The sequence below is a fragment of the Paenibacillus rhizovicinus genome, from assembly GCF_010365285.1.
GTDB lineage: Bacteria > Bacillota > Bacilli > Paenibacillales > Paenibacillaceae > Paenibacillus_Z > Paenibacillus_Z rhizovicinus.
Window position 1 is genome coordinate 1,056,930 of record NZ_CP048286.1, and the last position, 21,867, is coordinate 1,078,796.

The 21,867-nt window shown below is 57.6% G+C and carries 25 protein-coding genes; 3 read left to right on the plus strand and 22 right to left on the minus strand.

Annotation, left to right across the window (positions count from 1 at the left end):
- Position 1: 1 nt before the first annotated feature.
- From GZH47_RS04870 to ald, 13 genes are all read right to left on the minus strand, one after another.
- On the minus strand, positions 2–439 hold the full coding sequence (locus GZH47_RS04870; RefSeq protein ID WP_162638966.1) for a stage V sporulation protein AB: 438 nt from the start codon (positions 437–439) through the stop codon (positions 2–4).
- Entirely contained in the window at positions 432–1,109 is a 678-nt protein-coding gene (locus GZH47_RS04875) for a stage V sporulation protein AA (RefSeq protein WP_162638967.1), read from the minus strand. The genes GZH47_RS04870 and GZH47_RS04875 overlap by 8 nt, the downstream gene beginning before the upstream one ends.
- A 182-nt stretch (positions 1,110–1,291) precedes the next feature.
- Positions 1,292–2,047 carry an RNA polymerase sporulation sigma factor SigF gene (sigF, locus tag GZH47_RS04880; protein WP_162638968.1) on the minus strand — a complete coding sequence of 252 codons (756 nt, stop codon included), beginning with the start codon at positions 2,045–2,047 and terminating at the stop codon, positions 1,292–1,294.
- 20 nt (positions 2,048–2,067) lie between these two features.
- Positions 2,068–2,514 carry an anti-sigma F factor gene (gene spoIIAB, locus GZH47_RS04885; RefSeq protein ID WP_162638969.1) on the minus strand — a complete coding sequence of 149 codons (447 nt, stop codon included), beginning with the start codon at positions 2,512–2,514 and terminating at the stop codon, positions 2,068–2,070.
- Positions 2,511–2,864: an anti-sigma F factor antagonist gene (gene spoIIAA, locus GZH47_RS04890; protein WP_162638970.1), complete on the minus strand. Its 354-nt coding sequence runs from the start codon at positions 2,862–2,864 to the stop codon at positions 2,511–2,513. The genes spoIIAB and spoIIAA overlap by 4 nt, the downstream gene beginning before the upstream one ends.
- A gap of 225 nt (positions 2,865–3,089) precedes the next feature.
- Positions 3,090–4,283 carry a D-alanyl-D-alanine carboxypeptidase family protein gene (locus GZH47_RS04895; protein WP_162638971.1) on the minus strand — a complete coding sequence of 398 codons (1,194 nt, stop codon included), beginning with the start codon at positions 4,281–4,283 and terminating at the stop codon, positions 3,090–3,092.
- A 278-nt stretch (positions 4,284–4,561) separates the two neighbouring features.
- Complete coding sequence (locus GZH47_RS04900) at positions 4,562–5,890, minus strand: pyrimidine-nucleoside phosphorylase (protein ID WP_162638972.1); 1,329 nt, start codon at positions 5,888–5,890, stop codon at positions 4,562–4,564.
- A 48-nt stretch (positions 5,891–5,938) separates the two neighbouring features.
- Positions 5,939–6,115, minus strand: a complete 177-nt coding sequence (locus GZH47_RS04905) for an aspartyl-phosphate phosphatase Spo0E family protein (RefSeq protein ID WP_162638973.1) — start codon at positions 6,113–6,115, stop codon at positions 5,939–5,941.
- A gap of 128 nt (positions 6,116–6,243) precedes the next feature.
- Positions 6,244–7,065: a purine-nucleoside phosphorylase gene (locus tag GZH47_RS04910; protein WP_162638974.1), complete on the minus strand. Its 822-nt coding sequence runs from the start codon at positions 7,063–7,065 to the stop codon at positions 6,244–6,246.
- A gap of 106 nt (positions 7,066–7,171) precedes the next feature.
- The gene (locus GZH47_RS04915) at positions 7,172–8,347 is read right to left on the minus strand and encodes a phosphopentomutase (RefSeq protein WP_162638975.1); all 1,176 of its coding nucleotides are present in this window, start codon (positions 8,345–8,347) and stop codon (positions 7,172–7,174) included.
- 74 nt (positions 8,348–8,421) lie between these two features.
- The gene (gene xerD, locus GZH47_RS04920) at positions 8,422–9,318 is read right to left on the minus strand and encodes a site-specific tyrosine recombinase XerD (RefSeq protein WP_162638976.1); all 897 of its coding nucleotides are present in this window, start codon (positions 9,316–9,318) and stop codon (positions 8,422–8,424) included.
- Positions 9,319–9,468: 150 nt separating this feature from the next.
- On the minus strand, positions 9,469–9,705 hold the full coding sequence (locus GZH47_RS04925) for a DUF4227 family protein (RefSeq protein ID WP_162638977.1): 237 nt from the start codon (positions 9,703–9,705) through the stop codon (positions 9,469–9,471).
- Between the two features lie 176 nt (positions 9,706–9,881).
- Entirely contained in the window at positions 9,882–11,024 is a 1,143-nt protein-coding gene (gene ald, locus GZH47_RS04930; RefSeq protein ID WP_162645082.1) for an alanine dehydrogenase, read from the minus strand.
- A 280-nt stretch (positions 11,025–11,304) separates the two neighbouring features.
- Here ald and GZH47_RS04935 point away from each other — a divergent pair, with 280 nt between their 5' ends.
- Complete coding sequence (locus GZH47_RS04935; protein ID WP_225446513.1) at positions 11,305–12,645, plus strand: S8 family peptidase; 1,341 nt, start codon at positions 11,305–11,307, stop codon at positions 12,643–12,645.
- A 146-nt stretch (positions 12,646–12,791) separates the two neighbouring features.
- Here the strand turns inward: GZH47_RS04935 and fur are convergent, their stop codons facing one another.
- The 4 genes from fur to GZH47_RS04955 form a co-directional block, all read right to left on the minus strand.
- The gene (gene fur, locus GZH47_RS04940; RefSeq protein WP_162638979.1) at positions 12,792–13,259 is read right to left on the minus strand and encodes a ferric iron uptake transcriptional regulator; all 468 of its coding nucleotides are present in this window, start codon (positions 13,257–13,259) and stop codon (positions 12,792–12,794) included.
- 88 nt (positions 13,260–13,347) lie between these two features.
- On the minus strand, positions 13,348–14,001 hold the full coding sequence (gene spoIIM / locus GZH47_RS04945; protein ID WP_162638980.1) for a stage II sporulation protein M: 654 nt from the start codon (positions 13,999–14,001) through the stop codon (positions 13,348–13,350).
- An 83-nt stretch (positions 14,002–14,084) separates the two neighbouring features.
- Positions 14,085–15,287 carry an endonuclease Q family protein gene (locus tag GZH47_RS04950; protein WP_162638981.1) on the minus strand — a complete coding sequence of 401 codons (1,203 nt, stop codon included), beginning with the start codon at positions 15,285–15,287 and terminating at the stop codon, positions 14,085–14,087.
- 3 nt (positions 15,288–15,290) lie between these two features.
- Complete coding sequence (locus GZH47_RS04955; protein ID WP_162638982.1) at positions 15,291–15,848, minus strand: NUDIX hydrolase; 558 nt, start codon at positions 15,846–15,848, stop codon at positions 15,291–15,293.
- Between the two features lie 111 nt (positions 15,849–15,959).
- On the opposite strand from GZH47_RS04955, the gene mciZ reads away from it, so the two are divergent.
- The gene (gene mciZ, locus GZH47_RS04960) at positions 15,960–16,118 is read left to right on the plus strand and encodes a Z-ring formation inhibitor MciZ (RefSeq protein WP_162638983.1); all 159 of its coding nucleotides are present in this window, start codon (positions 15,960–15,962) and stop codon (positions 16,116–16,118) included.
- Between the two features lie 162 nt (positions 16,119–16,280).
- Here the strand turns inward: mciZ and GZH47_RS04965 are convergent, their stop codons facing one another.
- Positions 16,281–17,414 (minus strand): M20/M25/M40 family metallo-hydrolase, encoded by a 1,134-nt coding sequence (locus GZH47_RS04965; RefSeq protein WP_162638984.1) that lies wholly within the window; start codon positions 17,412–17,414, stop codon positions 16,281–16,283.
- Positions 17,415–17,493: 79 nt separating this feature from the next.
- Between GZH47_RS04965 and prli42 the strand changes: the two genes are divergently transcribed.
- Positions 17,494–17,592, plus strand: coding sequence for a stressosome-associated protein Prli42 (gene prli42 / locus GZH47_RS04970; protein WP_162638985.1), 99 nt, complete (start codon positions 17,494–17,496; stop codon positions 17,590–17,592).
- A 2-nt stretch (positions 17,593–17,594) separates the two neighbouring features.
- On the opposite strand, the gene lipB is transcribed toward prli42, so the two are convergent.
- From lipB to GZH47_RS04990, 4 genes are all read right to left on the minus strand, one after another.
- Positions 17,595–18,290, minus strand: coding sequence for a lipoyl(octanoyl) transferase LipB (gene lipB, locus GZH47_RS04975; protein ID WP_162638986.1), 696 nt, complete (start codon positions 18,288–18,290; stop codon positions 17,595–17,597).
- 17 nt (positions 18,291–18,307) lie between these two features.
- Positions 18,308–19,708, minus strand: a complete 1,401-nt coding sequence (locus tag GZH47_RS04980; RefSeq protein WP_192043584.1) for a dihydrolipoamide acetyltransferase family protein — start codon at positions 19,706–19,708, stop codon at positions 18,308–18,310.
- Between the two features lie 120 nt (positions 19,709–19,828).
- Complete coding sequence (locus tag GZH47_RS04985) at positions 19,829–20,812, minus strand: alpha-ketoacid dehydrogenase subunit beta (RefSeq protein ID WP_162638988.1); 984 nt, start codon at positions 20,810–20,812, stop codon at positions 19,829–19,831.
- A gap of 1 nt (position 20,813) precedes the next feature.
- A complete protein-coding gene (locus tag GZH47_RS04990; RefSeq protein WP_162638989.1) occupies positions 20,814–21,848 on the minus strand; it encodes a thiamine pyrophosphate-dependent dehydrogenase E1 component subunit alpha in 1,035 nt (344 codons plus the stop codon).
- Positions 21,849–21,867 lie beyond the last annotated feature (19 nt).

Here is a 21,867-nt window from a genome sequence, read left to right on the forward strand (position 1 = left end):
CCTAAGGATCCATATATTGAAAAACAAGCCAGTCAAACAAAGAGCCCGTCACTTTGCCGAGCACCATGGCATACACCAGACTGACGAGATATCGGCTGAGCCTGACCCGCTTGGCCAAAATCGGCAGCACGTTCATGACTTCCGTCAGCGCGGCGCCAAGCATCCCGACAAAAATGCCGTCGAACGTGCCGATGACGATCATCGTGAATATCTTCGGCAGCCACATCCGCCATTCGAGGAAGTCCGCCAGCGACCAGAATACGGCGCCGCTCACGACGGCCGTCTCGAACCAGATCGATTTGCGGTACGCGAAGGTGAGCTGCGCCAGCCGGGGAATGATATCCAGCACGATGAGCAGCGCCGCCAGCGCGCTTCCGACGCCCAAGCCGCCGGCAAACCCGAGCAAGGCCACGAACGCCGCGCCAGCCGCGCTAACCATCGTCGATCCCTGCTTCGGGCTGCTTCAGCTGCGGCTTCGCTTCTTCGCCCGGCTCGGTCTTCTTGCGCATTTCATCGGCGATCACGTAGGCATTGACGTTCTCTTCGTACATGTACAGCTCGACTTCAAGCGGATTCGGCTCTTCATTGAACCGTTTGCGGAACAGATGATTGAAGAAGACGAGCATGCCGATCCCGATCCCGAGCGAATACGGAATTTGGAACCAGAGCGGATGCTCCGTCTTCTTGCCGGTCACGAGCTCCGTAATCCGTTCATGCACGTCTTTCATATTGACGTCGGTATGGAAGTTCATGATGGCGAGTCCCGACCCGAAGAACAGCAGCAGCCACGTCAAGATCAGCAAGGGCTTGCGCGGCTCCCGGGGCGCATCGGCGATGATGACCAGCACCTGCGGATCCCCGTAAGCGTCCACCACGGCGTCCGGCGCCTCTTCGCGGATGATTCGGACGATCTGCAGCAGGTCGATGACGACGCGGTTGCCGTCCTTCAGCGAGTGCCGGTGCAGCGTGAGCGACTCCAGCCTCGCTTCCAGCAGCGGGTCGCTGGCGAATAGCCGGGCAGCCTGCTTCAGCGTCACCGTCCCCTCGGGACGGATGCCAATCCGCTTGCGCAGCCGCAGGTACACGCTTGGCGTCTTCTCGGCGCTCATCGCACCCCCTCCTTAACGTCAGTCATGATCTCCCTGTTAGTATGAGAAAAGGAGCCGCAGGATAATCACAGCAAATGATGAATAAGCATGGAACGCCCCCTGACCGTGAGCGAATATCCAAAGTTGCCGACGAAAAAAAGCCGATCGCCCCAACCGGGCAATCGGCTTCTTGACAGCTTCGCTCATTGCGCGATCTGATCGCGAATGAGCTGCAATATTTTCTTCTCCAGCCGGGAAACCTGCACCTGCGAGATGCCGAGCCGCGCGGCGACTTCCGACTGCGTCTGATCCCGGTAATAGCGGAGGAAGACGATCAGCCGCTCGCGCTCCGAGAGACCGCCGATCGCTTCGTTCAGCGCCAGCTTATCGAACCAGCGCTCCTGCGAATCGTCGGCAATCTGATCCATCAGCGTAATGGGATCGCCGTCATTCTCGAATACCGTCTCATGAATGGAGGTCGGCGGCTTGTTCGCTTCCTGCGCGAAGACGACGTCCTCGGGCGTGATGCCGAGCCGCTCGGCAACCTCCTTGATCGTCGGCAGGCGCCCCAGCACCTTCGACAGTTCATCCTTCGTCTTGCGCACCTTATTGGCGGTTTCCTTCAGGGAGCGGCTGACCTTCAACGTACCGTCATCGCGGAGAAAGCGCTGGATTTCGCCGATGATCATCGGCACTGCATAGGTGGAGAACTTGACCTCGTAGGACAGATCGAACTTATCGACCGACTTGAGCAGGCCGATGCAGCCGATCTGGAACAAGTCCTCCGGCTCGTAGCCGCGTCCCATAAACCGCTGGACGACGGACCAGACGAGCCGGATATTGCACTGCACCAGCGTATCGCGTGCCAGCGTGTCTCCGGCTTGGCTCATGGCGATGAGCCGCTTCACCTCGGAATCGTCCAAGTAAGGCTGCGCCGTTTGTTTCATATCGACATCCATGCGGTCCAACCCCTATGCGCCTAATTGAATAGCGCTTTTTTCGATTCGATGCGCTTCGTCATCGCGATGGCTGTTCCATTGCCCGGCTCGCTCGACACGTCGAAGCCATCCATGAAGTTTTCCATGATCGTAAAGCCCATTCCCGAACGTTCCATCTCCGGCTTGGACGTGTACAGCGGCTGGCGTGCCAGGTCGAGGTCTTCGATCCCGCGTCCCTTGTCCTTCACGATTAACCGGACGACGTCGCCTTCGATCAGCCCTTCGATCGTGACCATGCCGTCAGGGTCGCTGTCGTAGCCGTGGATAATCGAATTGGTAACCGCTTCGGAGATCGCTGTCTTCAAATCGTTCAGCTCTTCGAGCGTCGGGTCCAGCTGCGAGACGAACGCCGCAACCGCGACGCGGGCGAACGCCTCGTTCTCCGAACGTGCGGAGAACGTAAGTGTCATCTCATTTCTCGCGTTCATGAAACGACCTCCAAACTTGTGAGCGCAAGACGCTCGTTATCGTGAATCGGCAATATTTTAAACAAACCCGATAGCTCGAACAGGCGATAGACGCTTTGGTTCACGTCGCAGACGACCATTTTGCCGCCTCTGGCTTTCAGCTGCTTATAACGGCCGAGTATGACGCCGAGACCCGAACTGTCCATGAACAGCAGTTCCTTCAAGCTGAGGATGATATGATCGCTGTTGCCGCGAAGAATCGCTTCCTCCATCTTGAAACGGACGACATCGGCGGTGTGATGATCCAGCTCGCCGCGCAGCCTGACGATAAGCACGTTACGGTAATGCTCCAATTCAACCTGCAAGCTCATCCTCTTGTCCACTCCTAACGTCAAATTTGCGGAGCACGAGACATCCCGAACCGATGTAACGTTCGGCTCGCTTTCGTGTTGATGGAGGATTCTACGCTGCGGAGCCCTTTTCCTGCCCCCCGACAAAACTAGAAGCAGACCGCTACAAGCAGACAAATTATGCGCTTTGCAAGGTACGGCGGCGCTTGCCTTGAACGCGAATCACGGCAATCGCCATGCGGCAGATCAGCCGAACAGGCTGCCCATGGAACGTTTGAACAGCGTCCACCAGCCCGCACGGTCGACGGAGGTTGGAGCGTCCACGGCGAATTCCGTCAGCACCTGGTCGCCTTGGAACACGATCAGCTTGCCGATCGGCGCATTGATCTTGACCGGCGCCTTCAGCGGATCGATTCGCAGCTCGTAGCGGATATCCTTGACGGAGCTGCCTTTCTTCAGCAGCACGCTGTAGGAATGCTTCGCCGTAAGCGGCAGCTCGGGGAGCATGCCTTTCTCGATCTTGACGCTGCCCATGGCCTCGCCCTTCTTGAAGATCGTGTGATTCATATATTGCGCGAACGAGTAATCCAGCATTTGGGACACTTCCGCATTGCGCGTCTTCGTGTTCGGTTCGCCCATCACCACGGCGATCACGCGAAGATTATCGCGATGAGCGGTTGCGGTGAGACAGAACTTCGCTTCGTTCGTAAAGCCGGTTTTCAAACCGTCCGCCCCCGTGTAGAAACGAACCAGCTTGTTCGTGTTCACCAGCCAGAATGGCTTCTCGCTCGATTTGCGCAAGTAGTCCTGGTAAACGCCCGTATATTTCGTAATTTCGTTGTGTTTCAGCAATTCTCTCGACATGACGGCGATATCATGCGCGGAGGAGTAGTGATCTGTTGCCGGCAAACCGTTGCAGTTCGCGAAATGCGTGTTCTTCAGCCCCAGCTCTTCGGCGCGCTTATTCATCATGTCGACGAAAGCCGACTCCGTGCCGGCGATTTTCTCCGCCATCGCAACCGATGCGTCGTTGCCCGAAGCCATCGCGATGCCTTTCAGCATCTCGTCGACGGTCATCTGCTCGCCCGGCTCCAGAAAAATCTGCGAACCGCCCATGGATGCGGCATATTCGCTTGTCGGTACTTTATCGGTCAATTTAATGCGCCCTTGATCGATCGCTTCCATGATCAGCAGCATCGTCATGACTTTCGTAATGCTTGCCGGCGGCAGCTTGACATGGCTGTTCTTCTCGTAAATAATCGTACCGCTGCCTTCATCCATCAGAATCGCCGAACGCGCGGAAGGCGCGAGATCCGCCGTGCCCGCAGCCTTCGGAGCCTGCGCTGCCGGTTTTTCTTCCGCCATGGCCGATACAGGTACAGAAAGCGCTAAAACCATCGTCAGTCCTGCGACGACGAGCTTTTTCCAGTTGTTTTTCATCGATGTTCTCCTCCTGAGTGATGCCCGCGGCATAAGGTGAAACGGCTGGCGCCGTCATTAGGCGACGATTCGCGTTTCGTTCCGATCACCTTCTAGAAATGCACAGGCATGAAACTTATCCCGTCTATAAGGTAATCAAGGCCGCAAACCGGCTAAAATCTCATTCCTAGTGTGCACCTGATCGATCTAAAATATTCCAGCAATGCCAGCAAAAAAAAGCATCCGATCGATGATCGGATGCTTGCGGGCGGACAGGGCGCTAACCGCCTCCGTCCGCGTTATATGCGTTTGATCCCCGACTCCGTCACGATCGAAAGCAGCAGGGGTGACGGCGACAGCTCGTCCGTGCCGATGCTGTATGCATCCTGCACCCGCTTCGATACGGCCTGAACGGCGGCATTGTCTTCCCGTACGTGAAGCAGCGCGATCGTCTCGCCTTCGCGAACCGGCTCGCCTACTTTGCGCTGCAGCGTAATGCCGACCGCATAATCGATCACGGAGTCCGTCTTTTCCCGTCCCGCTCCGAGCAGCATGGCCGCGAGTCCCAGTTCTTCTGCCTGAATGGCATGCACATGCCCGTTCTTCGGAGCCGGCACTTCCACGATGACCGGCGCTTGCGGCAGCAAGGAAGGATCGTCGCCGACCTCTGGATTGCCGCCCTGCGCAGCCACGAACTGCTTGAACTTGGCGAGCGCTTCGCCCGAGCGAAGCTTCTCGCGCAGCAGATTTTCCGCTTCCTCCAGATTCGCGGCTTGTCCGCCAAGGACGACCATATGAGAAGCGAGCGCGATGCACAGCTCGGTCAGATCGGCCGGTCCGCGGCCATGAAGCGTCTCAATGGCCTCCCGCACTTCGAGCGCGTTGCCGATCGCGAAGCCAAGCGGCTGGTCCATGTCGCTGATAAGCGCGGCCGTCCGCCGGCCGACCTTCGTGCCGATCTCGACCATGGCCATCGCCAGCTTCTCGGAATCGTCCAGCGTCTTCATGAAAGCGCCGCTGCCGGTTTTCACGTCCAAGACAATGGCATCCGCCCCGGCGGCGATTTTCTTGCTCATGACAGAGCTGGCGATCAGCGGAATGGACTCCACGGTCGCTGTGACGTCCCGCAGCGCGTACAGTTTCTTGTCGGCCGGCGCCATATCGCCGCTTTGACCGATGATGGCAACGCCGATGTCGTTCACTTGCGCGATGAAATCTTCGCGCGTAAGCTCTGTCCTAAATCCTGGCATCGATTGCATTTTATCGATGGTTCCGCCGGTATGCCCCAAGCCTCTTCCCGACATCTTGGCTACGGGCACCCCGCAGGACGCGACAAGCGGCCCGATGACGAGGCTGGTTTTATCCCCGACGCCTCCCGTGCTGTGCTTGTCCACTTTAATGCCGCGAATCGGCGATAAATCGACTTGATCCCCGGACTCTGCCATCGCCATCGTCAGGTAAGCAGTTTCCTCTGCATTCATACCGCGAAAATATATGGCCATCGCCCACGCTGACATTTGATAATCCGGAATTTCCCCTTGGCTATAACCTTTAATAAGGAACGACAGTTCATCGTTGGTCAATTCCCCGCCGTTTCGTTTCTTGTGAATGATGTCCACCGCTCGCAAGTCAGTCTGCCTCCTCTGCGTCCCGCCGGGAGTCGGCTCGTCCGGCTCTCAGCCTTGAGCCGCCTCCGGATTCCGCATTTTCTCTCGTTGTGCCTTGACGATCAACTGATCGAGCGTCTGGCTGAGTATGAGCACGTCCCGATTAAGGAACGATCCTTGTCTCAATGCTGCGGCAACCAGTTGTCCGCGCAGACGCTCAAGTAAATGATAGCTTTGCTTGTCCATGAAAGAAATTCCCCACTTTATGAGAGATGGTGTAATCATTATCACGGACATTATACGACGATGCCAAAACAAAGATTGTCACAATCAGTCGACCCTAATGTTACAATTTTGTTACAACGCGCGTTTATTTAAACCGATGGAATCAGTCCCGTTACGAGACCAAGGAACTGGGATTTCACGCGTTCTGTCGTTTCCATGACCTCGTTGTGGGATAGCGGCTGATCCAATATACCCGACGCCATGTTGCTAATGCACGAAATACCGAGAACTTCCATGCCGGAATGATTCGCCGCAATGACCTCCGAAACGGTAGACATCCCGACAGCATCCGCTCCGAGCACGCGCATCATGCGGATTTCCGCTGGCGTTTCGTAAGATGGTCCCAGTACGGCAATGTATACGCCCTCTTGGAGGGAGAAGCCTTGCTGCTTCGCCACGTCGGCGGCCAGCTGACGCAGGCGTTTGCTGTACGGCTGCGACATGTCCGGGAAACGGACACCCAGTTCGTCGTCGTTCGGGCCGACGAGCGGATTGCGTCCCTGGAAGTTGATATGGTCGCTGATCAGCATGAGATCGCCGGGATTGTAGGCCGTATTGACGCCGCCTGCCGCATTCGTCACGACCAGCTTGTCCGCGCCGATCGCTTTCATGACGCGAACCGGGAAGGCCGTCAAATCGGGACCGTAGCCTTCGTACATATGGAATCGTCCGCGCATAAGCACGACCGTTCGTCCGGACAGCGTGCCGATCAACAATTCTCCGGCATGGCCTTCGACCGTGGATAACGGGAAGTGGGGAATGTCCGCGTAAGGAATCACGACGGCGTCCTCTATGTAATCGCCCAGAATGCCGAGGCCCGACCCCATGATTAAGCCGACCTCCGGCTTTGCTTCGATTTTCCCCAATATATAGTCCGCCGCTTCGCGGACTTGCGCTGCGTTCAATGTCATTATGAATATCCTCCTAAAATGGTTTGAAAGATGTCGAAAACCCGTTCCGACGCTTGTTCAACGCGTGCTGCCTCTCCCAATCGATCGTCGGCTTGAAGGAATCGAATCAAATCAGCTCGTTCAGAAACGATGTCCCGTTCGCCGGCCGCTTCACGTCGAAGTTATCCGCAATCGTAGCGGCGACGTCGGCGAACGTGGCGCGCACGCCGAGCGAACCGGTCTTCGCGAGTCCGGGACCGTATGCGAGCAGCGGCACGTATTCGCGCGTATGGTCGGTGCCGGCATAGGTCGGGTCATTGCCGTGATCGGCCGTCACGATCAACAGATCGCGCTCTCCGAGCCGCTTGGCCAGCTCAGGCAACGCACGGTCGAATTCTTCGAGCGCTCCCGCGTAGCCCTGCGGATCGCGGCGATGGCCAAACAGCGAATCGAAGTCGACCAGATTCGTGAAGAGCATGCCGCGGAACGGCTTGTCCAGCGCTTCCAGCGTTTTGTCGATGCCGTCCGCATTGCTCTTGGTCGGCGTCGCTTCCGTAATGCCCTCGCCGCAGAAAATATCATTGATTTTGCCGATTGCAATGACGTCGAACCCGCCATCCTCCAGCGCGTTCAGAACGGTAGGCTCCGGCGGCTTGACGGCATAATCGTGACGGTTCGAAGTGCGTTTGAACGAACCCGGCTTGCCGACGAACGGCCGTGCGATGACCCTGCCGACCGCGTATCGTTCATCCATCGTCAACTCGCGCGCGATTTCGCAGGCACGGTACAGCTCCTCCAGCGGAATAAGCTCTTCGTTGGCCGCGATCTGAAATACGCTGTCCGCGGACGTGTAGACGATCCACTTGCCCGTCTTCAGCTGCTCCTCGCCCAGCTCGTCCATGATTTCCGTGCCGCTGGCCGATTTGTTGCCGAGCACCCCGCGGCCTGTCCGTTCCTCGAACGCTTGAATCAGCTCCGCCGGGAAGCCGTCCGTAAACGTTTGGAACGGTACGGCGATTTTGAGGCCGGCGATTTCCCAGTGGCCGGTCATCGTGTCTTTGCCCGAGGATACCTCGGCCATTTTGCCGTAATAGGCTCCCGCCTCTCCTTCCGGCGTCCAGCTGCCCAGCTGGGCGATCCGGTCGAGCCCCCAGGATCTCATATGCGGCAAGCTTAACGCAGGCACTTCCTGCAAAATATGGCCGAGCGTATGGGAATCCGCGTCCCCGAACGCCGGCGCATCGGGTAATTCTCCTATGCCGACGCTGTCCAGCACTATGACTGCAATCCGTTCAAAACGCATCGTATGCTTTCACTCCGTTTCTTGTCTTGTTGTTTGTTGTTATGTTGTTGTGTTGTTGTGTTTGTCGTGTTTCTTCAGAGCCGCTTGGCACGCGGATGAGCGAGCTGATAGACGTCCTTAATGCGCGTCTTCGCTTGCTGCACATACTTTTGCGTCGTCTGCAGACCGGCATGTCCCATCATTTCCTGGACGGAATGAAGGTCAGCCCCGTTCTGCAGCAGATGCGACGCGAACGCATGTCGCAGCGAGTGCGGCGTCAGCTCGCTGCCGATTCCCGCTTCCGACGCGTATTTCTTCATGATTTTCCAGAAGCCTTGACGGGTCATCCGGCCTCCCTGCCTGTTCAGGAACAACGCTTCGCCGCCATTCTTCGCAAGCTGCGGCCGAACGTCTCCCAGATACGACGTCAGCGCGTCGGCCGCGGCGCCGCCCAGCGGGATAATCCGCTCTTTCGCTTTCGCGTCCATGCAGCGTATGAAGCCCAGCATCAGCTGGACATGCTCAAGATCCAATGAAATAAGTTCAGAGACGCGCATGCCCGTCGCGTACAGCAGCTCCAGCATCGCTTGATCGCGAATGCCCGCGATCGTCGCCGTATCCGGGGCGGCAAGCAGCCGCTCGACCTCTTCGAGGCTTAGGGCGTCCGGAACGCGCTTGTCCTGCTTCGGCGGCTCCAAATGGAGCGTCGGATTGGCGGTCACGCGTCCAGCCGCAAGCAGATAATGAAAAAAGGCGCGGAGAGACACCAGCTGCCTGGAGATGGTCGCAGCCGAGCGGCCCAGGCCTTTCAATTGAAGTACGTATAAAGAAAGATGATGTTTCTGAATGTCCTGAACGCGGCCTATTCCCTCGCTATCCAAATAGCGTAGCAGCTGCGACAAATCCCGTTCGTACGATTGCAGCGTAAGCGGGGAACGATTGCGGCTTCCCTGCTGCAGCGAATTAATAAAAGCTTGCACTTGCTCCTTCATTCCATGCGGTCCTCTCAAGGGTGATCCGGCCGTCGCTTCAGCCAGCCACTAGCTTATTTCAACGGCAAACCGCTGTTTTCCTGCTAAGCAAGGCGGACCGGCCTGCGCCGGCCTTAAGCGGTTTAAGCGAGTTCCTTCCGGTGAAATACCCTATTCGCCGTACCAATAAAACAGCCGCAGCCGCTCGGCGATGCTGCCGTTCTCACCCTGCTGCTGATCCGACGCTTTAAACACTTTAAGCGCATGGCCCTGCGGCACGCGATAAGGATCGTCAGGAGCGATCCACACCGCGAGCAGCCTGCACCCGCCGTACATCGTAATGGTGAAGAAGCTGAGCAGCAGCACGAAAATAAACCGACGCAGCCATCTGCGCACCGAGACTACCATCGACAGCGTCCCCTTTCTCCGCGTGTACGAACAACGACCGGCGCTTCAGGATGCAAGCCCAGGTTGTCCTTTACAACACCTTATGAGAAGGGAAATCGATTCATGCCTAGGCGCCGGCCCGCATCGGTTCGGGCAAGCGCAATCGCACTAGGGCTGGCGCGCTTGAGCGGGAGCGGCTAGCCCAGCTCCTCGTACGATACGTTCTCGAGAAGCTGACCCAGCTCGACATAAGGCATGCTGACCGCCTCGGCGACTTGCGGATGCGTAACGCGTCCTTTGTACGTATTGACGCCTTTGCGCAGCGGCTCGTTGTTCGCGACCGCACCGGCTAATCCTTTTCCCGCCAGCTCCAGCGCATACGGCATCGTTACGTTCGTCAACGCCAGCGTGGACGTGCGAGGCACGGCGCCCGGCATGTTCGCGACGGCATAGTGAAGCACGCCGTGTTTCTCGTATACCGGATCCTTGTGCGTCGTAACGCGGTCGATCGTCGCAATCGTCCCGCCCTGGTCGACGGCGACATCGACGATAACGGCGCCTTTCTTCATCGTCTTGACCATTTCTTCCGTGACGAGATGCGGGGCGCGGGCGCCGGGAATGAGCACGGCGCCGATGAGCAGGTCGGCTTTCTTAACCGCGCTTGCAATATTGTAAGCATTCGACATGAGCGTACCGATTCGGCCGCCGAACACCTCGTCGATATAACGCATCCGATCGGCGCTGCGCTCGAGAATGACGACGCTGGCACCCATGCCGAGCGCGATGCGCGCCGCATTCGTACCGACGATGCCTCCGCCGAGAATAATGACCTCCGCCGGAGGAACGCCCGGTACGCCGCCAAGCAGAATGCCTCTGCCGCCGTAGAACGCCTCGAGAAACTGCGAACCGACCTGGACGGCCATCCGTCCGGCCACCTCGCTCATCGGCGTCAGCAGCGGCAAGCTGCCATTCGGCATCTGGATCGTTTCGTACGCCACGCCGGAAACCCGCTTATCGACGAGCGCTTTCGTTAATTCGGGCGCCGCCGCGAGATGCAAGTACGTAAACAACAGCAAGCCCTCGCGAAAATAACCGAATTCTTCGGGCAGCGGCTCTTTGACCTTCATGATCATTTCGGCACGCGCCCATACGTCGCCGGCTTCGGGCAGAATCGCCGCTCCCTCCGCCGCGTACGCCTCGTCCGTAAAACTGCTTCCTTCTCCGGCGCCGCTTTGAACGACGACCTCGTGCCCGGCCGACTTCAACATCGCCGCTCCGGCAGGAGTCAGCGCGACGCGGTACTCGCTTGCTTTGATTTCCTTCGGCACGCCAATGATCATATGCATCTCCCTCTCCAGTTCCATGCTTCATCATATACACGCAGAGGACGGGTTGACAGTCCTCGCTGATACCTTTTCCCCGGCTGTCATAAAATATGTACCCTATCAGGCGCCTGCCCAAGCCCTTGTACGCATGCCTCCATACACTGGTGTAACGGCTTCGTTCGCTTCAAGGTACGTGTCAATCCGAATACAGATCAGCTTGCTATACGTTGGCGATTTCCGAAGATCATATCATTCAAGTTTGCCTATCGTTAAAGGAGGAACGGCCTTGCCAAAGGTGGAGAAGCTGCTGCTTAGCTGCTCGACAGCCCGATCGACATCGCATACGTCACGAAAGCTCATTAGCTTCAAGCGGCAGGATCAATATGCGAGATGCATGCGGCAGCTGGCGAATTACGGGATCAAGCCACTCAAGAGCATTCAAAAGGGACGCGTCATCGTTTGCCATATCGACGGCCGGCGCAGCGATAAGCTGCGAAAGCTGGCCCGGCATCCGGACGTGAGTTACGTCGAGCCGGACTTCAAAGTGCATGCGCACGGCATCGTTTCCGGGAACGGGATGGGAAAAGGCAGCGGCGGCGGTTCAAAGCTGTCCATTTCGGGAGCCCGCAAGTCGTCCTCCTCCCCTTACTTGAAACGAAATCTTCGGACGCAGACGAAAAGGGCTCGCGTTCGAGCGGACTCCGGCGACGTGCAGGCGTCTTGGAACATCAGTCAGGTGCAAGCTCATAAAGTGTGGCCATCGACGCGCGGTAGCGCCGCCAGCATCGGGATCATCGACACCGGCATCGGCAAGCATCCCGACTTGCGCGTATCCGGCGGCGTCAATACGATGGGCGGATCTTCGTATGCAGACGACCACGGACACGGCACGCATGTCGCGGGCATCGCCGCTTCCCTCGGCAAGAACGGCTTGTCTCCGGGGGTTGCCCCGAACGCGAAGCTCTATGCGGTCAAGGCGCTGGACGCGAACGGCGCCGGCTATGTATCCGATCTCATCAAAGGAATCGAATGGTGCATCAAGAAGAACATCAAAGTCATCAACATGAGCCTCGGCCTCGCCGGCGAAACGAGCTCCGCGCTGAAGGAAGCCGTCCAGCGGGCGCGCAAGAACGGCATTACCGTCGTCGCCTCCGCGGGCAACGACGGGCCGTCGAATAAACAGGGCATCGACCAGCCCGCACGATATACGGATGCGATTGCGGTAGCAGCCTCCACGCGCGGCGGCAAAGTCGCCGATTACAGCAGCAGAGGCTACGGCATCGACGTCACCGCCCCGGGGAGCTTCATTAAATCGGCCCGTCCGGGCGGCGGTTATGCCATCATGTCCGGTACCAGCATGTCTTGTCCGCATGTCGCTGGCGGGGTGGCGCTGCTGAAATCGCTCCAGCCCAATCTGACGGCTTACGGCATCAAGAAGCGCTTGCGCTCGACGGCCAAGAAAATATCGGGGTACGGCACGCGCTCCCAGGGCTACGGCGTGATGCAGCTGTTTGCCGCTTCCGGCCTATCCGAAAGCGACAACGGAACCGAAGCCAGCCGAACTAGCCGCAAAGCCCGCGGCGCGGCCACAGCCAGCCGCTCCGGTCGCAAGAGCCGGAAGAACGGCCGCAGTTAAAACGCTGCGGTATGCTTTGCTGAATGGCTTCATCGCGCGGTGACAATCGGGAACGTCAGCGCCTCGCCTCAACGCCGAAAAAGGCGACAAAAAACTCCCTTTACAGCGGCGCCCAGTCCATAGACTGCGCACCCTGCTTGAGGGAGTTATTCTTGCTCCGGTTTTGGCAGATTGTTCTTCGCTCTGCAATTCTTGCAAACGCCTTGGAAGTCCAGCCGGTGATCGACGACCGTAAAGCCGTACTCCCGCTCCAGCCGTTCTTCGAGCGGACCAAGCCAATCTTCTAATATTTCACTCATCGTGCCGCACTGCACGCAGATGAGGTGATGGTGATGATGCTTATTATTGTCCGTTCGCAAATCGTAACGGGCAACGCCGTCACCGAAATTCAACTTCTCCACGACATGTAGCTCACTTAGCAGCTCCAGCGTGCGATATACGGTGGCCAGCCCGATCTCAGGCGCTATGTCCTTTACGAGCATGAACACATCTTCAGCGCTCAGATGATCCGCTTCGTTCTCCAAAAGCACGCGAACTGTAGCTTCCCGCTGCGGAGTAAGCTTGTACCCCTGCGACTGCAGCTGCTGCTTGATCTTATCAATCCGGGATTCCATCGCTTTCCCCCTCGCAACTTGACTTGAGCCGGAACCGGTTAGTTTCAGCTTTAATTATAGGTGCTTCTATCGGGGAAAGTCAATTATTTTAGAATGATTCCAATTGACCGTTGACATCATTAACCAGCGGTACAGCCCACTTTAACAGGATCGGCGTCAAGTACGACTCTACTAAAGCGGCGGCAATCAAGAGAACCAGCATGATAGCTGCCGTAGCCGTAAACGAGAGCAGCGGCCGGCCCAGCGGGCCGAAACGGCCGAGAAACCTGCTCTTGACGACATGGACGCCGAAGGTGACGGCGGATACGCTCGCGATCAGGAAAGCCGGCACGGCGATCAGGTTGACCGGCGCTACGGAAGCCAGCGAGAACACCAGCCCTTTCCATGCGTATTCCCGGACAAGCATGCCGATCGCGAAGCCGACGAGCACGCCTTTCAGAAAGTCGAGCGCCAGCACGAACGGCAATCCGACGACGGTCAGCCCCAGCACCCAGACGATCAGCAGCCATTTGGCCTGAAACCAGGCGCGGTCGGCGAACGTCTCGCTTCCCTGCTGCAGCGTTCCGTTCTGAATATGCACGATGAACTGCTGCACGTCGTCCGACAAATCCTGCTGCTGGCCCAGCGTAAGCGCATTGACCATCAGCGCGCCGAACACGACGCCGACAACGAAGAGCACGAACACAAACACATATAGCGACAATCGATCCTTCGCGGACGATTGAAGCGCGGAAGTTCGCATGGCATACGCCTCCAATAAGAATTGGTACAGTGTATGTCCAAGCTCCCTCCGCTATGACGTTTATTCCTCGTACGCCGCTTTCCTTAAGGACGTTTGGCGACCTTGCCGTACTTGCCGCCTCCGCCGGTTTCAAGCGCAAGCGTGCCGATGCGGGCCGATACGATCATCGCCGCCGCCGATTCGCCCGCCGTCTCGGCGATCTCCGCTTCCGAGGCATCGTGAAGGATGTTCATTTCCGTGCCGAATCGTTCCAGCAGCTTGTCCAGCGTCTTCCGTCCGATGCCGGGAACGAATTCCAGCGGCACTTGATAGACGTACGGGGGCCGGGTATCCGGTATATACGGCGACTTGCGTCCCGCCTGTTCGGCGAGCTCCATAATGCGATCCAGAACGCCCCTGACTTGCTTCTGGCTGCCGCACTGGGCGCAGCGTTCATGGTCCTGCTCTTCGGCCAGCGAACCGCAATTCAGGCAGTAGGTCCGATGGTATTTGCCAAGAACGGGATTCAGCCCGTAATTGGCCGCGATTCCACGCCCTTCATCGCCCCGCAGCGCGAGCGCAAGCTCCCGGAAGGACGGTTCGGCAAGGCGCAGCTCGTTATATTCCCGTCCGATCTTCGCAAGCGAATGCGCGTCCGAATTCGTCACGAACGGAAAGCTGTCCAAGCCGTGAATGAATCCTGCCATCCGGCTGTCGGAGCTGAGCCCCAGCTCTACGGCATCCACGATGCCTGGATCCAGCGTATCCTCCAGCTTGTCGGAACAGCTGCCGAACAAGCTCTTATGCGGCGTGAAAATATGGGCAGGCACGAACAAGCCGCCCCTGCCCTTGACTTCCTCTTGCAGCTCGCGAGCCGGCACATACAAACGTTGCGAGCTCAGCTGCACGTTGCGCATATGTTTCGAGAGCCATGACGTGAAATCCCGCATCGCCGCGAAATCCGGCATATACGCCAGATGATGGGCGATCCCGAAACCGGCGTCCCGCACCTCGATCTCCGCGCCGAGCAGGATGACGGTATCCCGGTACCGGATGCCCCCGCCTTCGGCTTCGGTCATTTCGCCGGTCAGCAGCAGCTCTTCGATATCCCGCTGCACGCCGGGAGAGTGGCAGTCGATAACGCCGAGCAGGCTGATGCCTTTGCGCACCGCGGCTTCGTGGGCGATGTTCCGGAACGTCAGGTCGCGGCTACCGCTAATCTTGACGGGCTCCCCGCGCTCTGTGCGTCCAATATGAAGGTGCAGGTCCGCGAAAACCCGCTTCAGCGAAGCCGCTTGGCGTGTCATCGTTTAAATCTCCCCCGTGAGGCGGTAGATATGCCAAGCATACACCGCCAGCACGGTTTTGGCGTCGCTGATGCGCTCTTCCTTGATATACTGCTGTGCCTGCTCGAACGTAATGGCTTCCACGGCCAGAAACTCGTCTTCGTCCGGCGCGCTTTCCCCCTTCGTCAGATCCTCTGCGATGTAAAGGTATAGCTTCTCGTCAGCGAATCCCGGCGACGTGTAGAAAGCGCTCAGCGGACGAAGCTTGCCCGCACGGTAGCCCGTCTCCTCCTCCAGCTCGCGCGCCGCGGCGACCATGGGATCTTCGCCGGCATCCAATTTCCCTGCCGGAATTTCGATTTGGAATTTCTCCATGGGCTTCCGATATTGCTCCACCACGAGCATCTTGCCTTCGATCAGCGCCAGCACCGCAGCCGCTCCGGGATGACGGACGATTTCTCGCGTCGCCGTGCCTCCGTTAGGCAGCTGAATCGTATCCACTTGCAGCGAAATGATTTTCCCTTGAAAAATCGATTCCGTCTTGACGGTTACTTCTTGGTACTGTTCGGTTTTTTCCAGCATATGCGAATCTCTCCCTTGGTATCGGTATCGATCGGATGATATGGATCATTGCATAACTTGTCCGCTTGCGGCATATCTTCTATCAAAACAGCTATTAAGGGGTGCGCGACGATGAAACAATATATCGTGAACAGCCGATTGACGCTTGTGGGCAAGGCTTGGGAAATCCGTCATCAGTTGAAGCTGCTAAGCAAAACCGGCTCGAAAACCGCCCTCGCCCTGCCTGCGCCGACGTTGGGCGAATTTCTGAAAAACTCCCGTTCGCGCTAACGAAACGACATTGCCGGAGTCGGCTCCAATGATACTCCAATGATATCAGTGCCAAATAGGGACCAATGCAGTTCGCCATATAGGTTCAAAAATAGGGGCAGCTCGAGCGTAGAAAATCTCTACAGCTTCGAAGGTTGCCCCTTTCTGATGATAATAATCGGCTTACGCCTGTCGCTGTGCAGACAACGAAACGATCGCCACGACCAGCTCCGCCACCTTGACCAAATCCGCAGCTTTGATCTGCTCGTTCGTCGTGTGGATATGTTCGTAGCCGATGGCGAGATTCACGGTCGGCACGCCGAAGCCGTTGAAAATATTCGCGTCGCTGCCGCCGCCGGAATGGAACGTGCGCGGCGTTGCGCCAATGTTCCGGATCGCTTCCTTCGCCAGCTCCACGACCGGCTCCTCGTCGCCGTGCATGAACGCGGGATAGGCCAGCCTGTTGTCGAACTCCGCTTTCGCACCGTATTCCTTCGCAACGGATTCCACTGCTTGGCGCATCGCCTCTACCTGCTTCTCCAGCTTCTCGTTCACGATGCTTCTCGCTTCCGAGTCGAGCTTGACGTAATCGCAGACGATGTTCGTTGCGCCGCCGCCCTCGAATCGTCCGATATTGGCTGTCGTCTCGTGGTCGACGCGCCCAAGCGGCATTCTCGATACGGCCTTGCTCGCCACTTGGATCGCGCTGATGCCGTCTTCCGGATTAACGCCGGCATGCGCCGACTTGCCGTAAATCTTGATCGTGACCTTCGCCTGCGCCGGCGCCGCTACCGCGATCGCGCCGATCTCGCCGTTGGAATCGAGTGCATAGCCGTATTCCGCTTCCAGCTTCGACCGGTCCAGCGCCTGAGCGCCGACGAGGCCGCTTTCTTCGCCGACCGTAATAATGAATTGCACGGCTCCGTGAGGGAGCTTGTTTTCCTTAAGCACGCGGATCGCTTCGAACATGGCCGCCAGGCCTGCTTTATCGTCGCTGCCAAGAATCGTCGTGCCGTCGCTGCGAATATATCCGTCGTCGTCCAAGCGCGGCTGAATGCCTTTGCCCGGCGTAACGGTGTCCATATGGGAGGTGAAGAAGATCGTCGGCGCTTGTTCGGCCCCGCTCGCTTCCAGCTTCACGATCAGATTGCCTGCGCCATGGCCCGTAACGGCCGCGGCTCCGTCCTCTTCCACAGACAGTCCGAGGTCGGTGAATTTCTTCGTCAATACGTCGCAAATGTTCCGCTCGTTCTTCGTCTCGCTGTCGATGCGAACAAGCTCCATGAATTCCTCTATCAATCGGTTCCGGTCGATCATCGGCTTTCCTCCATCCTTCAATATCGTTTACAATAGACTTCTAGCCTCTGCTTATCTTGTACGAAAGGAGCTTCATGCCATGCGTCGCAATTCATTGATGAAAGCTTTTATTTGGGTACTGATCGCCGCCATGCTGCTTTCCACGCTGCTTATCGGGATCGGCTGGATGTTTGAATAGCATTACAGACCTTCGAGCAGCGCGATCTCGCGGCCGAATTGCTTGCAGAAGAAAGGCAGCAGCTCGGCCGCGGCTTGTTCTACCGTTAGTTGTATGCCGGTCACATCCGCAAAAGACGTCACCGCGTATTCTTGAATGCCGCACGGAATAATGCCCCGGAATCCATCCTGCGCGATGCCGGCTTTGATGTTCAGCGCGAAGCCATGACTCGTGATGAAGCCCCGCCGCGTCCTCGCTTTATTGAATTTCACGCCAATCGCCGCGATTTTCTCATTGCCGATCCACACGCCCGTATATTCGGGTTTGCGTCCGCCTTCGATGCCGTAACCGGCCAGCCAATCGATAATGACCTGCTCCAAATCCCGTAAATACCGGTGCAAATCCAGGTTCTCGCCGTCCAAATAGAGCAGCGGATAGCCGACAAGCTGTCCTGGGCCATGATACGTAATATCGCCGCCGCGGTCGATCTGGAACAGGCCGATGCCGCGCTCCGCCAGCTCTTCTTCCGAATAAAGCAAATGCTCGGGATGCTTCTGCGAACCGACCGTATAGGTCGGCGGATGCTGAAGAAGGAGCAGCGACTCTCGCCGCTCCTCCTTATCGATCTCTTTGACGCAGGCTTTCTGCAGATCCCAAGCTTCGGCATAACCCATCATGGGCGTATACCGTACATCGATCGTCTTCACGTTCGTTGTCACCGCTTGTTCGCCTCGTTTCAATACAGCTTCGTGTCGAGCGTGAAGCCTTCCAAATTTTCTTTGACGCGCTGCAGGAACCGCCCGCAGATCACGCCGTCCAGGATCCGATGGTCCAGCGACAAACAGAGGTTCGCCATGCTGCGTACCGCGATCATATCGTTGATGACCACAGGGCGTTTCACGATCGATTCGAAGGTGACGATCGCCGCCTGCGGGTAATTGATGATGGGATAAGACAATATGGAACCGAACGAGCCCGTATTGTTGACCGTGAACGTACCGCCTTCCATGTCCGCCAGCGTCAGCTTGCCCTCGCGCGTCTTGCGGGCGAGATCCTCGATTTCGCGGGCAAGGCCGGCGATGTTCTTCTGATCCGCGTTCTTGATGACCGGTACTTTCACCGCGTCTTCCGTGCCGACGGCCAGGCCGATATGAATATCGCGCTTGACGATGATCTTGTCGACTGCCCAGACCGAGTTCATGATCGGGAAGTCCTTGATCGCATTGACGACGGCTTTCACGAAGAACGCCATGTACGTCAGGTTGATCCCTTCGCGCTTCATGAAATCTTCCTTCAGCTTGTTGCGCAGCGTGACGAGGTTCGTCACGTCGACTTCCATCATCGTCCATGCATGCGGAATTTCCGTCACGCTCTGGCGCATGTTCCGCGCGATGGCGTTGCGTACCGGCGTTACGTCGATGAAATATTCGCTGCTGCGGCCTGGCAGCTGCTGGCCTTCGACCTCGACCTTCGGAATGCGCGGCGATTCCGACAAATGCAGTCCGGTGGAGCGAACAGGCTCTTTGGAATTCAAGTTCGGCATGCTCGTAGCGGCTGTATACGCCCCGCCTGAAGTACCGCCAGCCGCTGCCGGCTTGGCGCTGCGGCTGCTTGATTCCACGTAGGCCAGCACGTCCTTGCGCGTGATCCGGCCGCCGAGCCCCGTTCCTTCCACGTACGTCAGATTGACGTTATGCTGAACGGCAAGCTGTTGAACGGCCGGAGAGAAGCGATGGCGCATGCTGTCGTCGCCGGACTCCTGCGGGCTGCCGCCTTGCGCGCGAACGGCAGCACGATCGCTGCTGCTCACGTTCGTCGGCGCCGCCGCGGCGAATCCAGCGGATGATCCGCTGCTTGCCGCAGGTGCGGGCGCCACGGTATCTTCGCCTTCTTCGTCGACTTCAATGAGGCAGACCGGCGTTCCGACCGGAACCGTCTCGCCGGCGCCGACCAAAATTTTGCTCAGCGTGCCTTGAATCGTCGAAGGCAGCTCCGCGTTTACTTTATCCGTCAAGATTTCACAGATCGGCTCATACATGTCGATGACATCGCCGGGCTGCTTCAGCCATTTATCAATTGTCGCGGAAACAAGTGATTCAGCGAGCTGCGGCATGACGATTTCCGTCATTTTTTTCATTCCGACCACTCCTAAAAGTTTTGCGAGTACATTGCGCAGCCGGAAGCTCCGGCAAGCTTAGCAAAACTCGCTTCGAAAGCATAATCCAAGCTGTATGCTGCTAGCGAAGCGCGGGCGCGTTTAGTAAACCGCCAAACGTTTCATAGCTTCTTTCACTTTGTCCTTGTTCAGCATGAAGAACTTCTCGCCCGGCGGGTTGATCGGCATCGCGGGTACGTCAGGACCGCACAACCGCATGATCGGCGCGTCGAGCTCGTACAGCATTTCTTCTGCGATAATCGCGGATACTTCGGCGCCGATGCCGCCGAATTTGTTATCCTCGTGCACGATCAGCACTTTGCCGGTACGGCGAGCGGCTTCCAGCACGCCTTCTTTATCGAGCGGCTGCAGCGAACGCAGATCAAGGACATGAGCCGTGATGCCTTCCGCTTCAAGCTCGGCGGCAGCCTCCATGATGAAATGGAGCGGCAAGCTGTAGCTGATGACCGTAATATCGTCGCCTTCCCGCAGAACGTTCGCTTTGCCGATCGGAACGATATAATCGCCCTCCGGCACCTCGCCGTTCACGAGCTTGTAGCATTTCTTGTTTTCGAAGTAAATGACCGGATCCGGATCGCGCACGGCCGCCTTCAGGAGGCCCTTCGCGTCGTGCGGCGTATACGGAGCGACGATCTTCAGTCCCGGCGTTCCGAAGAACACCGATTCCGGACATTGCGAATGATACAAGCCGCCGAAGATGCCGCCGCCGATCGGCGCGCGGATCACGAGCGGACAGTTCCAATCGTTATTGGAGCGGTAACGGATTTTCGCCGCTTCGCTTATGATTTGGTTCGTTGCCGGAAACATGAAATCCGAATACTGCATCTCTGCAATCGGCTTCATGCCGTACATGGCCGCGCCGATAGCCGCGCCGACGATCGCGGACTCCGCCAGCGGCGTATCCATTACGCGCGCTTCGCCGAACTGATCCAGCAAGCCTTTCGTCGTCGTGAAGACGCCGCCTTTGAAACCGACATCCTCGCCGAGCACGAAGACGTCCTCGTCGCGTTCCATTTCTTCCTTCATGGCTAGGCGGATCGCATCAATATAGTCCATTTTCGGCATATTAGTGTCCCCCTCTGCCTTCGTCGTCGCCGGCGTATACGTGATACAGAATATCTTCCGGTTCCGGGAACGGCGCTTTCTCGCCGAAGCTCGTCGCGTCGTCCAGGGCTGCCTTGATATCCTTCATCATTTCAGCGTCCAGTTCCTCGTTCCAAATCCCGCAGTCGATCAAATACTGCTTGAATTTCGGAATGCCGTCTTTGTCCCGGTTCGCATCGACTTCTTCCTTCGTCCGGTAAGCCAAATCTTCGTCGGACGTGGAGTGAGGCGACAGCCGGTACATCACGGTTTCGATCAAAGTCGGACCCTCGCCCTTGGCTGCGCGCGCACGCGCTTCCTTCATCACGCGGTACACTTCCAGAACATCGTTGCCGTCCACGGAAACGCCCGGAAATCCATACCCGATTGCCCGGTCGGCAATCCGGCCTCCGACCTGCTTATGCAGCGGTACGGAGATCGCGTATTGATTGTTCTCGCACATGAAAATAACCGGCAGCTTATGTACGCCTGCCATATTCGCTCCCTCGTGGAAGTCGCCTTGGTTGCTGGAACCGTCGCCGAACGTAACGAACGTGACGAAGTCTTTCTTCTTCATCTTCGCAGCCAGCGCGAAGCCGACGGCGTGCGGAACCTGCGTCGTGACGGGACTCGAGCCTGTTACGATACGAAGCCGCTTGGAGCCGAAGTGACCCGGCATTTGGCGGCCGCCGCTGTTCGGGTCGTCCACTTTCGAGAAGAGGCAGAGCATCAGCTCGCGAAGCGTCATCCCGACAGACAAGACGAGCGCGTAGTCCCGGTAGTAGGGCAAATAGTAATCTTGCTCGCGATCGAGCGCGAAAGCCGCGCCGACTTGGGCAGCCTCCTGGCCGATGCCGGAGACATGAAATTTAATTTTACCTGCACGTTGGAGCAGCAAACAGCGTTCGTCGTATCTCCTTGCAGTAACCATGATCTTATACATTTCAAGCACTTGCTCATCCGTGAGTCCAAGAGCCGCATGCTTCGTTTGCTCTACGGCGGAATCGGATTGTGACATGAGGATTGCCCTCCTTTTA